Raw genomic sequence first — 14660 nt, forward strand, 5'->3', positions numbered from 1 at the left:
ATTAATTCTTTTAGTTAATTTGTTGTATTAATAAATTCCAATCTCCAGAAGCTGCAACTTTTAATAGTAAAGCTTGCCAAACATTGATGTAAGCCAACTTAGCAGAAGTTTCAGCACGATTTACCAAATACAAGGCCTGTTGTAAATCAACAATAGTTGCCAAGCCATTCTCATATAGTACTTTTTTCTGTAAAAAAGCATCACTTGCTGCCTTTAATTGCACCGGCACTTCTTTGTAGCTTAGTAATGTATTTTGAATGCGTTGGTCAGCCAAGACTAAGGTATTTTGTAACTGCACAGCTACCTCATCATATTGTTGCTTATAAGCTTCAGTTATTTCCTTTTGCGCCAATACTTGTTGTTTAACTTTAGTAATACTCATAATATTAAATGCAAGCGATAAACCTGCCACATAATTTGAACGCAATGGAGTAATACCATCAAAATAACTTTTTGAATAATCGTTAGGAAATGCTGTGCTGTATTGTGTTCCAAAACCTGAACCACGTGTCTGAAAAATTCCAAATAAGTTTATTCCGGGCAAAATACTTTTCTTGATAGCATTGGTTTGAATTTCACTTTGATGAATTTTATTATTGAAAAATTTTAATTGCGGATTATCAGCAGTATTTGATGAGGTTGTATAATTAGAAGGAAGATGCGTTACAAAAAAAGTATCTACTAAAAAACTTTCAGGACTTTGCCTTAGTAATTGAGCCAGTGCACTCTCAGCTTGTTGTTTATTAGTAATAGCATCAATTAAAACCAATTTAGCATTGGCATATTCAGAATTAGCAATAGATGAATCAACGCCGGGATTTAAACCATTTAAAGTTCTAACTAAAACTACATTTCTAAAAGTATCTGCCCTACTTAAATTAGCTTCTGCCTCAGCCAAAAGTTCACGAGCGGTAATTAAATCAAAATATGCTCCGGCAATTTTTACACCCAGTATAAATTTTTCTTGCTCCACATCAGATGAGTCGGTTTTTACCTGAGCTTGAGCTGCAGCAATAGTTGATTGCTTTCTACCAAACGTAAAGGCCTCCCAGTTAGAAGATATTAAATATAATGATCCGAAAGCTGCATTCCATTGTTGGCTGTTAAAAACGGGTCCTGCAGATGAAATACCTAATGCCCCATAAGGAGCTGCCGGCCCATACAAACCATTGATACTTCCATAGTTTTGCTGCAAACTTGCTACTACATTTGGTAAATACTCATTTTTAGTATTCTGTAACAAATAATTAGAGGCATTCAGAATATGCTCTTTTACTTTTATTGTTTGATAATTATTTAACCCGGTTTGTATGGCTTTACTCAGTAGTAAAGGCTGCTGCGCGTATAAATGGCCATAACAAAATAAAAGAACCAATAGTACAAGCAGAGAATATTTTTTTAATAAACAAAACTTCATGTTATAAAAATTAATGAACATCAACTATTTATGCGGATATATTTCCATTATTTTCATGGTAAGTAATTGCCGATACACATTTCCATGCCTTTTTTGCATCTCTATCAATAATACTTTGCAGCAATTGTTCATGTAATTCCTGCTTTTGAATCAAAAGTTTTGTATCAACAAACACTTCAATGAAATACTTTTTTAGCTGAGCAGCAATAGTTTTATACAAATCACTCAAAATTTTATTATTACAAGCTTCAGCAATTTTTATATGAAAGGCAATATCTGCCTCAACAGCTTTTACAATATTATTTTCATGAGCGGCAGTATTACGATCATGCAAATACTTTTGCATGCATTTTATTTGAGCAGGGGTTCTATGAATAGCAGCCTTCTCAGCAATTTTTAATTCTAATAATTGGCGAACTTCATTCAATTCCTCACCCCTTGCCGATTGTAAACGCTTATACCAAGGAACAGGCGATCCATTTTGCAAAGCAACAAAAGTACCTACCCCCTGCTGCACTTTTAATATACCGGAATAAGATAAAATGCGAATAGCTTCCCGAATAGTAGAACGGCCTACACCAAAATGCTCCATTAATTCAGGTTCGGTAGGTAATTGATCTCCAATTTTAAACTTACCTGATGCAATTAGCTTCTGTAATTTTTCAGCTACCGCATCACTCAATGAGTTTTTTTTAACGGGTTCTGTAAACATACATCATATCATCTGATGTATAAAAGTAGAATGAAAAATGAAACAACTCTTTTTTTTACAAACATCTGATCCAATTTTGAAGGGTTTTAATGAGATTTTAAACTGAAAACATTATTGTGCCAATGAAATTCGTACCAATACCCCTGCCCTTGTTACAATAGTAGGTGCAGAGGTGGAGATATAAGGAGTTACCCTTCGTTGATCAAAGAATAATCGTAAATTAATTCTATTATTATACACATAATCAATTGCTGGTTGAATGATAACAACACGTTGACCACCCGTTCCATAAGCAGTGGACTGGTCAATTCTGCTATTGCTGGTGGCGTCGTTTCTAAAAGATAAATCTAACTTGATAGTTAAATCGTTTTGAAGTTTGGCATTTTGCATACCCGGTAATTTAAATGGCAAACGAAGCCCTCGCTTACGCCAATTGAATCCCGTTGTCCATTGTGTACTATTTGTTTCACTTAACTGATAATCAATTAAACTTAAACTCAACTGCCTGCTTTTTGCATATTCCAATTTCAGGCTTAATTGTTTAATTGTGGTTACCTCAACACCCAATAATGGTGCAAATTGTTCTTGCATTGTTATATTAGGAACCAAATAATAAGGAATATAATTGCCACTCAAAGTATCAATAAAGCCGGGGGCACCATAACGGAAAGGATCTTGATATAATAATGCACTGGCAAAACTATTCATACTTAATGTGGCAGAATAAGCATGTGTTATATTAATGGCCGTAAATATTTTTGCTAAAGCTGGAATTTTACTTAACCCTGTATAGCTTAAACGCCAGTTAGGTCTGGGTAAAATACCACTAAAGGGATTAGAACGAATACCCGAGCCAGATTGCTTCATTAAGGGAAATGAATTCGGATCCTTTTTAGTATACGCAGAAAGGAATGCGGGTATTAATACATCTTGTGAATAACGACCATAACCTGTAGCAAAACCATCAGAAGTAAAAGTGGGGTTTTGTTTCCAGTAAGGGTTTAAATTAGCCACCCGCTTCGATATAACTTGTCGGTTGTTTTCAAATTGAAGGAATGTTGAAGACAATTCATTTGGATTCGTTTTTCGGAATAATGTGCCAAATGCAATATAAGAAACACTAAAGCCACCTGCAGAATATGGATTTAAATGTTGCTGCGGCAATCCAAGCCCCGTTGTATCCTTAAATAATTCACTATAATTTTTTGAAAATCCTTTATTTAAACTTACATCTACCCTAAATTCTCGAATAGGTTCTAATTGTGCGGTAAGCCCAAGTTTCTGTTCAAAATTTTGTTGATATAAATAATTAAAGGTACTATCTCGGGTTATTAAACCTTGTGCAGCTTTTCGATTTAACCAACTGCTATCAGGTTGTCTACCAAATACATAATCTAAACCCGGTTGCATAGTTCGCATATCTTGCCCAAAAGCTGTTGTATTACCCATCCAACCGGGCACACGACTATTATAATTTTCACTATAATTTACAGAAACATTTTTTATCATTGTTATTAAATGACCTACCGCTCTTACAGCACCATTCATTTGCGCAGGTTGATTAGCCTGTTGTAATCGCATTGCAGTTCGATAATCACGCCTTTGTTGCCGCCATTTCCTCAAAGCAATTCTTTTCTTTTTACCGTGCAAACGATTACCGGAAGTATCGGTAATTGCTTCTTCACGTGTTGGTAATGTTATTCCTAACGGATTAGGCTTTGCGCCTGTTGGACTTTGGACAGGTTTACCGGTTTGATTATTAAAAAACTGTTTTGGAGGTGGTGGTGGTCGATAATCTAAATTGCGTAACCATTTCGATTTTGCATACAATCTTGTAAAGTCGAATTGTGTATTGATATTATTTTGCTGGCTATTCTCTAGGGTATTACCTAATGAAATAGCTAATAAACTGGCAGCTATCCAGTTATAGGTTGTGGCATAACTATAACGTGCCGCTATCCAATTGGTAAAGGGAAACTTAGCCAAAGGCAAAGTATAGGTAGCTGCAGCACGTTGCTGGTACAAAGTAGTACGCCCCCCACTAATAAAATTCTGCCAAACCGAATCCTTTTTAGCTTTAGTATTAATCATACCATAAGGTTCATCTACACGTCCAAAACTTGTAGCAGAAAAATCAAGATTCAATGAGCGGGCAAGATCCCATCGAAAATTATAATACTTATCGAAAGTAAAATATTTATTATACGTTGTATCAACTGTTAACACCTTACTTTGTTGTTGATCGGTATTAATAATACGTGGAATATATTGTCCAAACTGCCTATTAATATCGGCTCTAAAACTAAGTAACGAAGGACGTAGGTTAATATTAAAATCACGCAGGAATGCCGTCCATTGGCTGTTTCCTTTAATAATTTTTTTGAAAGGCTCTTTGTATTTCGGTGGCGCATTATAGGTATAACCCAAACCCGCTCGCCATTTGACTAAATTATTTAATAAAGTGGTGGGATTATTTTGCACGGTTTGCGTAAATGAATAGCTTACGTCAAAATTACTCAGGCTCCATAATCGAATTCTCCCTTTCGGCATTATCCGCACATTGGTAAAATTGATTGTTTTAATGGTCGTTTGATCAATAGCTGCATTTTTAATGGAATCGCGTTTGGCTTTGGTTTGCGCTACACTTAGTTTTTGAGAAAGTGTAATGTCCAAATCAAATGGATCATATTTTGGAGAACTTACTGTTCTATCGAAACTAGCAAATACCGGTATTGATAATCGGGCATTAGAAGGCAAAAGTTTCCCTGCATCAATTGCCATTGATGCATCGAACTGTGTAAAATTATCTAACGCTCGTTGACCTATGTGTGATTCTAATGAACCCCAACCAGCCGTATGCATACTTCCCGAAATAGACATTTTACCTAAATCTGCTAACCCAATATCTACTCTACCCGTTGCTGCATAAGCCCCCGTTTCATTAATATTTGACAGTCGTAATTCATCAACCCAAACCTCAGCACTTAACGGTGTAGTATTGGTGCTGGCACTTTCAACACCAATTAAAAAAGCATTTACTCCACCAATGTTTGGATTGCCAAGTACAGAAAAAGTTTTGTTGCCAATAACCTGTCGGTAAATTGTACTCACCGAAGCCCCGGAATTATTTCTTTGCAGTTTTAAATTAATCAGCGTTTGTATATCAAAGTCAAGATTATTTTGTGTTGGCCAAACAACAGTATCTGATGCGGGAGAATAATTTCCCGGTGGTGTAACTTTTAAAGGCACTTTTATTTCATAATAATTATTCAAATAATCTTGCCCAATTCTCACTACCAAGTTTAACTGATTATCTTGCAGTGCAGTATTTGGAGCAGCCTCAACGTGTGCAAACATCAACATTCGTCCGTATAAACGCATATCATAATTCGGCAATGTTTTAAAAACAGCTCTTGCATTACCCGGTGTTAAATGACCTACCTGCAAACTCAACGATTGCTCATTTTGTAAAATATTGATGCCATTGTTACTCAATTGTTGCACCCTTTGAATACCCGGAGGAATAACATAATTTACCGGCGTTCTGCTGCTATTTTCTTCCAAGTTTACGGCTAAAGTATTAAACGTAATTGTACTGGTATCTATTGGAGTGTATGAACCTGTAGTATCTAAATTATAAGTAAACTGGCGCCATTGATTACGTACTAGTTCTAATTTGGCGAAACGCAATACAACCGAATCTTGAAATCCGGTTAAGTACATACGCATGAATTGGATTGATTTAAAATCAGGAATTTGGCCTGTTTTACTGGCATAATCACTTAATGGAACTCGGAACAAATACCAATTTTCTGTTCCGGTTGTACCATCAGCATATGTAACGGGTACTACCCTTTTGTCAGAAATATATTTTGTAACACCCACATCCATTCCTGGTGCAAGGTTAACTTGATATTCAAAATATTCTTCATCTTCATTTAAAGTATTGTCACGATTTAAATCTTCATTATCTGGATATAAAGTTGCAGCAGGCGAGAAAGGCGAGGTGCCGGTTGCAATGGGCGAGTTGCCTTGCGGATTATTAAAGTTTTTATAACGTTCTAAAATACCTGCACCGCTGGCATCAAAACTGGGATCGCGATACCATTTGTAATCATCATTTGAAGGATCTTGAATAGCTCTTTGATAAATAGCTGAACCTGTTCCGAAATTGGCAGCTAATTTCGACAAATAATCTGTACGCTTTCTTCTTTCACCATCATTATCTAATCCATCAAAACCAACATCTTGGTACACCCTGTCTCCAGGATTGTTACTAAATGCGTTGGTAACTTGTATTGGGTTTACCGGTACTCTTCCCCATGTTGTACTACTATCAATAGCTGCGGGTGAGGTAGGTGTATTTAATCCATTTTCATAAAAACGTTTGCCATCTTTTAAAATATCTTCACTTACATTACCAAAATCAATCATTAATTGCCCACCTGTACTATTTGGAATTTTTATGAAAGGATCTTGAATCCAAAATTGAACATACTCAATATTATTCGTTTCAAAATCGGTTTGATCAATAGCACGCATTAAACCACCCCAACGCTTTTGTGGGTTTAATAATTTTCCATCTGAGGTTACTTGTGAAGGATCATTATCATAGTTATAAGGACCAATTTCTGTGGGATAATAGGCTACATCGAAAGTAGAAGTTTGCGTATTAACAATGTTGGTTGTTAGCTGTGGAAATAATTCATTGGTATACACTAACCTTACCCTTGGATCACTTAATGCAGCCAAGTTTCCTCTTAATGGATTGTTGGGACTATTCTTATCTTGTAAATTGGGTTCAATATTATACCAAGCAATTTTAGCACGGTTTTTATTATAATCAACTGAATCCATCAATAATGCTTCCGGGAAATTAGGATTGCCGGCCGGCGTTGAAGCTAATGCCCATGCAGTAGATGGAAAACGCAAGTCGATATTTGAAGTGGTACCTTCAAAATCATCTAAGTAAATAAGACCATTACTTCCTGAACCTATTTGCGGTGGGTGGCCGGGTTTAAAAAAAGCACCTTCGCCATATGCAGCAATAGTACTCATTGTTTTAGTTGAGTAAAATGGTAATTTATTTAAAGCTCTCGTCAATCCGGGCCAGTTAGAATGATAACTAAAATCTACCCCATACATGGTATTTCGAATCGGATCTTCGCCATAATTCATTTTAGTGAAAAAAGGGCGTTCATTTAAACGTTCAATTGTTGCTCCTAAGGCTAATTTTTTACTGGCAGCATAATCTAACCGCAAACCCAAAAATCCGCGTTGCTGAATACCAAATGAAGCATTGTTTTCATAAGAAACACTCACCGGAATGCCTGAATTAATAATGGCCTGATTTAAAATTTTTACTGAACCTAAATTATAATCTATGGTATAGTCAACTCCCTCTGTTAAAGTTTGCCCACCTGCGGTTAACTTAACTGAACCGGGTGGAATATTATATGCACCCAAATAAATATCACTACCGCTTGTTCCCTTTGCCTGTCCTTGCATCACAAAGCGATCTACGTTGGCATAAGTTTGTGCTATGGCTTTAATGGAATCATATAATTGATAATATGCATATTTTTGAATAAGGGCTTGTGATTGACCAGCAAACGCAAGGTTCACCAAATCTTTTCCAAAAGGTTCCAATACCGGGAATATGATTTTCCCTTGCTGTGATAGAATAGTGAATCCTTCTAAGTAATCGAATATTCCATCGGGTTGAGGATCGTTTTGATTATTTAAACGGTCTAAATTTAAAATAGTTAATAATGGTTTCCCTTCAACCGAAGGTGCTGATTCCGGTAAATATCTTTTTAATCCTCCACTAGGCTGATTATATAATACATTCAACTGAAAGCCATCTTTTGAAACACCGGCTAAATCAAGTGAATAGACGTTTTTCATCATTAATCCCCAAATAGGCAAATTAGTTCTTGCAGAAGTAGCTTTCAATAATTTTAAATACAATACTTTTTGTACGCCTTGTGTAGAATCAACAGCTACATCTTGTGAAAATTCACCCACTTGATATACTCTTCCATTATAAGTATATTGATATGCCACCGCCAATACATCATTGGGTTGTAATTGTGCGTTCAATGAAATAAACCCGATTTGCGGATTGAAATAAAATTCTGTGGGAGCTAATTTTCGGGCAAATGTTTTTTCATAATCATTTACTTGTGTTAACCCCTTACTTTGCAAAAATGCACCAACAGTTGAAGGGTCACGATTTTGAACAACGTTACTGTATAAGTTATTTGCAGCATTATCTGGTAAAGGGTTCCCCGTTAGTGACTGTATATTTGAATTATAAGGTTGCGATTCACCTAAGTCCATTAAACCCACTATTGCTCTTGTATCTGTCGTAGCTCCACTTCTATTGGTTACCCAAACTTCTATCCGTTGTATTTGTACTTGGCTATTTACAATAGGCAAGTTGCTCATGGCATTATTGAAATTGCTTCTGAAATATTGCCCTAATAAAAAGTCACGATTTTCATCATAATCATCTAATTTCTTTTGAAAGTTGGTAATGGCTGCGCCCCCTTGCAAAGCTTGTGTTTGTCGTTGCGATTGCTGATTGGCTAATACTGCAGTAACACTTAACTTACCAAACTGTAATTGCGTTTTAATACCAAATAAATTTTGAGCACTTGACATTAAAGTACCCTTGGTTTGGAAAGCAATATTTCCTGCTTCAATACTTCTAATAATTTCATCATCCATTCCTTTATAGTTCAACTTTAACTGATTCAAGTAATTAAAGTTGGCAAGAGTATTATAATTAATAGGTAGCTTTAACTTGTTACCAATATTGGCATTAACGTTTAAGTTGGTGTTTAAGTTAAAATCAAATCCGCCGGTGCGTCTTGCTGCTTCGGGCAAGGTAGGGTTTAAAGTGTTTTGCCCGTTATACCCCATTTGTATATCTACACTTCCTTGGGGTTTAATATCTACTTTTAACCCATCAGGGCCTACACCAAAAATGCGATCAAAAAAAGTGTTATAAACTCGTGCAGGTGGACGTTGAACTTTTTTATTCAAAAAGGTTAAGGCATCAGCACGTTGTTTAAAATAATCATCCTGCTGTTGCTGTGTTCTTAGTTTATAATATTCTTCAAAAGTTAAAGCTGTAGGTTTTCTAAAATAAGAATTACCCACTTTTTCTAAAATGTAATATTGATTGGTTTTTGGATCGTACTCCACTTTCTGCTTAATAAACGAGGTATCATTCAAATCGAAAGGATTACGATTTTGCCAGGACAAAAAATCCCCCCTACGGTCATGAATGGGAAAGCGCAACGAATCGTTTGCCTTCTTTAGGGTATCGGCGGTTTGTGCAAAAATTTTCACAGCCGGTATCCAGCATACCGAAGCAGTTAGTAATAAAACAGTAAGCAGTAAGGTCCCTTTCTTCAAAAAAAGCAGGCTTGATTAGGTAAATTTCTAGGCTATTGTTAAAGATTTTTTAAAGATTGTTTAATAATTTCCTCTAAAGATAATTCAGGATTTGATAATATGTGTTTTTTAACGACATTTTCTGCTGCCGGGCGAGCAATTCCCAACGCCATTAATGCCTGCACGGCATCATCTTCAAGAGATATCGGTTTTGGAGAACTAGCTGTACCGCCTGATTCCAAAACTTTTTTCCCCATTTTATCGCGTAGTTCTAAAATTAGCCGTTCTGCGGTTTTTTTTCCAATACCTTTTACGGTTGATAGTAAGGCAGTATTGCCTTGTGTAATAGCATCGCTAATTTCCCGAGGCTTTAATCCGGACAACATCATTCTTGCTGTGGCAGAACCTATTCCAGACACACCTATCAATAATAAAAACATTTCTTTTTCTGCCATATCGGCAAAGCCAAAAAATGTTTGTCCATTTTCAGTAATATGTAAATATGTGTATAACAAACCATTATCAGCATCTTTAATGGCAGAATAGGTGTTTAAACTAATTTGCATTTCATAACCAATACCATTAGCCTCCATAATGGCTATGGCAGGCAATTTAACCACAAACTTCCCTTTTATATACGCTATCATAATTAACCGGTTCAAAAATAGGGTTTTCATTCAAATTGAAGGGCACAAATAGGCAAATATGATTTCATTCTAAAATAAAAACAGATATTTGCGGTTATTTTTTACCGAATAAAGAATTCATTTTTTATATGAGCAAGATTTCAGCCGCAATTACCGCAGTAGGTGGTTATGTACCGGAAACCAAATTAACCAATTTTGATTTGGAAAAAATGGTAGATACGAATGATGAATGGATTAGAACCCGAACCGGAATTGAAGAACGTAGAATATTAAAAGAACCCGGGAAGGCCAGTAGTGATATGGCTGTTCCTGCTATTCAACAAATTTTACAAAAACGTAATTTACAACCCACTGATATTGATTGCATTATTTGTGCTACCGTTACGCCTGATATGGTTTTTCCGGCAACTGCTAATATTATTGCCGATAAAATTGGCGCCACCAATGCTTGGGGATTTGATTTAAGTGCTGCTTGCAGCGGCTTTTTATATGCTTTAACAACCGGTACCAGTTTTATTGAAAGCGGACGTTATAAAAAGGTAATTGTTGTTGGGGTTGATAAAATGAGTGCTATTATTGATTATACCGACCGTGCTACCTGCATTATTTTTGGCGATGGCGCCGGCGCCGTTTTATTAGAACCAACTACTGAAGAATTGGGTATTAGAGATAGCATTTTGCGTAGTGATGGTTCAGGCGCTAAATACCTGCATATGAAAGCCGGTGGCTCACTAAAACCTGCAACTGTTGAAACCGTATTGGCAAAAGAACACTTTGCCTACCAGGAAGGACAAGCCGTTTTTAAATTTGCGGTTAAAGGAATGGCTGATGTGAGTGCCGAAATTATGGAACGAAATAACCTTACTGCCAATGATATTGCCTGGCTGGTTCCACACCAGGCCAACCTTAGAATTATTGATGCAACCGCCAATAGAATGGGGCTAGACAAGGACAAAGTAATGATTAATATTCAACGTTATGGCAATACCACTGCTGCTACCATCCCCTTGTGTTTATGGGAATGGGAAAATAAACTACACAAAGGCGATAACGTAATTTTATCTGCTTTCGGAGGTGGTTTTACCTGGGGTGCCGTTTGGGTTAAATGGGCTTATTAATTAAAACAATAATTTCAAAAAACTGCTTATTTCAAAGCAATTTTTATGGGTAATCAATGAATCATTGGGCATTGATTACCCTATTTGTTTCTACACCACAAAATAAAATCGGTGCCGGGCAGTTGTATTATACCCAATTGTCGTAACATAGTTACTAACTGCCCTCTATGATAAGTACTATGATTAAACAAATGCATTAATATTTCCCATAAAGGCTGCTCAAAATATTCTTGCTTGGAAGTTTTATAGCCCATCATAGATTGTAATTGTTCCGTTTGCAGGGTGGTTACCCATTCAGTCCACAATTTATCTTGACGCAAAATGCCATCTATGATTGCCTCACAGCTTAAGCCAGCATCCTTTAACGTCCATGCGGTTTGTGGTTCATTGTGCATACGTTGCCACCAAATTGTTTCAGCACTCAATACATGCAATAAAGTACTATATACGCTGGGAAAACTGCTAATAATTTCCTTTTGTTGTTGAGAAGCATCTAATGTTTTAACAACCTTCAAAAGGGCACCATTCGCCCATTGATTGTATGCAGCATAATCTGCAATCATTGTTTGCATAATTTAGATATTTAATGAACACTAAATTAAACATTACAATACTCTTCAAAAAGTTTGATTAACAGGTATTCATCAAAAAAATAGAAACAAGTTATAAATGGTGGTTATTTTTGTTGAATACACCTATAAATAATTTTACAATGAAACCTAATTTTCCATACAGTGGCATCAGCTCATTAGCTTTACATTGCAGCGAACATGAAAATGCGGAATTTGCACACATTACTCCTATTTATGCTACTTCAACATTCACTTTTCCCACGGCAGAAGCAGGTATGGAAAGATTTGCAGGCGATGATAAATCAAGAATATATGGCCGTTGGGGTAATCCTACGTTTACTGCAGCTGAGGAAACCATTGCAGCATTAGAAGCATTTGGTTTAAACAACAGCAATGGCACACCGTTACAATTAAAAGCATTATTACATGCCAGTGGCCAGGCAGCCATGACAACCTTATTTATGAGTACACTTAAAGCCTGCGATGCTGTTCTTTCGCACTACTCACTATATGGTGGAACATATGAACTTATGTTGAAAGTGTTACACAATGCCGGCATTGAAACAATTATTGTTGACTTAAGAAATTTACAACAAGTAGAGGAAGTATTAAAAACCAATCCGCACATACAACTGGTTCATATTGAAACACCTGCTAACCCTACCATTCAGTGTGTTGATATTGCCGCTGTTACACAAATAGCCAAACAATACCATAAAAAAATATCAGTTGACAATACTTTTGCAACACCTTATTTGCAGCAACCATTTAAATACGGTGTCGATTTTGTTTTTCATTCAACTACTAAATTTTTAAATGGCCATGGCACTGCCATTGGTGGTGTATTAATTGGGAAAGATATTGAGTTCATGAATACGCAAGCTTGGAAATGGCAAGTTTTATTAGGAGGCAACAGTAATCCTTTTGATGCATTTTTATTGATGAATGGATTAAAAACCTTAGAACTGAGAATGCAACGCCATTGCAGCAATGCCAAAACAGTTGCTGAATTTTTAGACCAACATCCTGCCATTGAAAAAGTAAATTATGCAGGATTGCCCAGTCATCCGGATTATTCCATTGCCAATAAACAAATGAAACATCCCGGTGCATTAATGAGCTTTGAAGTAAAAGGCGGTTTAGAAGCAGGAAAAAAATTTATTGACAAATTACAAATGTGTGTAAGAGCCATTTCATTGGGAACATTAGATACACTGCTTTCACATCCGGCCAGTATGAGCCATAGAGGTGTTAGTAAAGAAGAAAGATTAAAATTCGGTATTACCGATGGTTTAATACGTTTAAGTGTTGGCATTGAAAATGTAGAAGATATTTTAAAAGATTTTGAACAAGCCTTAAGTTAATATCATGAATATACTGATTAGAAAAGCGGAACGTAAAGATTGTGCCAGATTATTAGAACTTATTCAAGAGTTGGCTCAATTTGAAAAAGCACCGCAAGAAGTAACTGTTACATTATCGCATTTTGAAGAAAGCGGATTTGGGGAAAAGCCTGTATGGTGGGCTTTCGTAGCCGAAGTAGATGGTGTAGTAGAAGCATTTGCGCTTTACTATATTCGTTATAGCACCTGGAAAGGTCAACGTATGTATTTAGAAGATATTTTAGTTACAGAAAAAATGCGTGGTAAGAACATTGGTACCCTGTTATTTAACAGGCTGATTGAAGAAGCTAAAGAAAAAAAACTACATGGCATGGTATGGCAAGTATTAAACTGGAATAAACCTGCTATTGAGTTTTATAAAAAATACAATGCCGACTTTGATGACGAATGGATTAATTGCTCAATAACTTTTTAAAAAAATGGGCATCCGAAATAAATAGCGGATGCCCATTTGTGTTTATTGTTATTTTCTTAACTAATTCCGTCAACTGTTACATTTTTGGCAATTTTTTGAATTAATCCCTGCAAAACCTTTCCGGGTCCCACTTCAGTAAAATGAGTAGCACCGTCGGCTACCATGGCTTCTACACTTTGCGTCCATTTAACAGCACCTGTTAATTGTGCAATTAAATTTTGTTTTATGCTGTTAGCATCATTTACTGCTTGTGCTACAACATTTTGATAAATAGGGCAAATAGGCTCATTAAATTGTGTTGTTTGAATAGCTTGCGCCAGCTCCTGACGGGCAGGCTCCATTAAGGGTGAATGAAAAGCACCGCCAACCGGTAATATTAAAGCACGTTTAGCACCGGCTGCTTTTATTCGCTCACAAGCTATCTCCACACCTTTTAAACTGCCACTAATAACCAACTGTCCGGGACAATTATAATTAGCGGCCACTACAACTTCACCTGTTTCATTTTGCACCTGTGCACAAATAGCCTCTACTTGCTCATCGGGCAATGCCAAAATGGCTGCCATAGTAGATGGATTTTGTTCACAAGCTTTTTGCATGGCATTGGCACGAATAGCTACCAATTTTAGTGCATCTTCAAAACTTAATACCTTGTTAGAAACCAAAGCTGAAAATTCGCCTAAAGAATGGCCTGCTACCATATCGGGATGCGCATCTGTAACGGTAGCATAAGCTATTACTGCATGCAAAAAAACAGCAGGTTGTGTTACATTGGTTTGCTTCAACGCATCATCACTGCCGGTAAACATAATGTCACTAATACGAAAACCCAAAATATCATTGGCATTTTCAAACATTTCTTTTGCTATGGCATGTTGTTCATATAAACTTTTACCCATTCCACTAAACTGAGCTCCTTGGCCGGGAAATACGTAAGCATGTTTCATATTCCTATTTTTTTTATCAATTTAT

Annotated in this window: 9 protein-coding genes; 3 read left to right on the forward strand and 6 right to left on the reverse strand. The window is 36.3% G+C overall.

Features of this window, described 5'->3' with window-relative positions; all coding sequences use genetic code 11:
• Window positions 1–10: 10 nt before the first annotated feature.
• The 4 genes from ACP5P5_RS02695 to ruvA all read right to left on the reverse strand — a co-directional run bounded on the left by ACP5P5_RS02695 (window position 11) and on the right by ruvA (window position 10180).
• Complete coding sequence (locus tag ACP5P5_RS02695) at window positions 11–1417, reverse strand: TolC family protein (protein WP_428284575.1); 1407 nt, start codon at window positions 1415–1417, stop codon at window positions 11–13.
• Between the two features lie 28 nt (window positions 1418–1445).
• Window positions 1446–2129 (reverse strand): FadR/GntR family transcriptional regulator, encoded by a 684-nt coding sequence (locus ACP5P5_RS02700; RefSeq protein ID WP_428284576.1) that lies wholly within the window; start codon window positions 2127–2129, stop codon window positions 1446–1448.
• A 111-nt stretch (window positions 2130–2240) separates the two neighbouring features.
• Window positions 2241–9554, reverse strand: a complete 7314-nt coding sequence (gene sprA, locus ACP5P5_RS02705; protein ID WP_428284577.1) for a cell surface protein SprA — start codon at window positions 9552–9554, stop codon at window positions 2241–2243.
• A gap of 38 nt (window positions 9555–9592) precedes the next feature.
• A complete protein-coding gene (ruvA, locus tag ACP5P5_RS02710; protein WP_428284578.1) occupies window positions 9593–10180 on the reverse strand; it encodes a Holliday junction branch migration protein RuvA in 588 nt (195 codons plus the stop codon).
• Between the two features lie 128 nt (window positions 10181–10308).
• Here ruvA and ACP5P5_RS02715 point away from each other — a divergent pair, with 128 nt between their 5' ends.
• Window positions 10309–11298: a beta-ketoacyl-ACP synthase III gene (locus ACP5P5_RS02715; RefSeq protein ID WP_428284579.1), complete on the forward strand. Its 990-nt coding sequence runs from the start codon at window positions 10309–10311 to the stop codon at window positions 11296–11298.
• Between the two features lie 80 nt (window positions 11299–11378).
• Here the strand turns inward: ACP5P5_RS02715 and ACP5P5_RS02720 are convergent, their stop codons facing one another.
• Entirely contained in the window at window positions 11379–11870 is a 492-nt protein-coding gene (locus tag ACP5P5_RS02720; RefSeq protein ID WP_428284580.1) for a DinB family protein, read from the reverse strand.
• A 140-nt stretch (window positions 11871–12010) separates the two neighbouring features.
• Between ACP5P5_RS02720 and ACP5P5_RS02725 the strand changes: the two genes are divergently transcribed.
• Together ACP5P5_RS02725 and ACP5P5_RS02730 are read left to right on the forward strand one after the other, a co-directional pair.
• Entirely contained in the window at window positions 12011–13234 is a 1224-nt protein-coding gene (locus tag ACP5P5_RS02725) for a trans-sulfuration enzyme family protein (protein ID WP_428284581.1), read from the forward strand.
• A gap of 4 nt (window positions 13235–13238) precedes the next feature.
• Entirely contained in the window at window positions 13239–13688 is a 450-nt protein-coding gene (locus ACP5P5_RS02730; RefSeq protein ID WP_428284582.1) for an N-acetyltransferase family protein, read from the forward strand.
• Between the two features lie 56 nt (window positions 13689–13744).
• Here ACP5P5_RS02730 and fabD read toward each other — a convergent pair whose 3' ends face one another.
• Window positions 13745–14635, reverse strand: a complete 891-nt coding sequence (fabD, locus tag ACP5P5_RS02735; RefSeq protein ID WP_428284583.1) for an ACP S-malonyltransferase — start codon at window positions 14633–14635, stop codon at window positions 13745–13747.
• Window positions 14636–14660 lie beyond the last annotated feature (25 nt).

The sequence above is a fragment of the Hydrotalea sp. genome, assembly GCF_049968455.1.
Taxonomy (GTDB): Bacteria; Bacteroidota; Bacteroidia; order Chitinophagales; family Chitinophagaceae; genus Hydrotalea.

Excerpts from the sequence above, each read along its gene's own strand:
- ACP5P5_RS02730 (WP_428284582.1), top strand. The coding sequence starts at position 13,239 with ATGAATATACTGATTAGAAAAGCGGAACGTAAAGATTGTGCCAGATTA.
- ACP5P5_RS02720 (WP_428284580.1), bottom strand. The coding sequence starts at position 11,870 with ATGCAAACAATGATTGCAGATTATGCTGCATACAATCAATGGGCGAAT.
- ruvA (WP_428284578.1), bottom strand. The coding sequence starts at position 10,180 with ATGATAGCGTATATAAAAGGGAAGTTTGTGGTTAAATTGCCTGCCATA.
- ACP5P5_RS02695 (WP_428284575.1), bottom strand. The coding sequence starts at position 1,417 with ATGAAGTTTTGTTTATTAAAAAAATATTCTCTGCTTGTACTATTGGTT.
- fabD (WP_428284583.1), bottom strand. The coding sequence starts at position 14,635 with ATGAAACATGCTTACGTATTTCCCGGCCAAGGAGCTCAGTTTAGTGGA.
- ACP5P5_RS02715 (WP_428284579.1), top strand. The coding sequence starts at position 10,309 with ATGAGCAAGATTTCAGCCGCAATTACCGCAGTAGGTGGTTATGTACCG.
- ACP5P5_RS02700 (WP_428284576.1), bottom strand. The coding sequence starts at position 2,129 with ATGTTTACAGAACCCGTTAAAAAAAACTCATTGAGTGATGCGGTAGCT.
- ACP5P5_RS02725 (WP_428284581.1), top strand. The coding sequence starts at position 12,011 with ATGAAACCTAATTTTCCATACAGTGGCATCAGCTCATTAGCTTTACAT.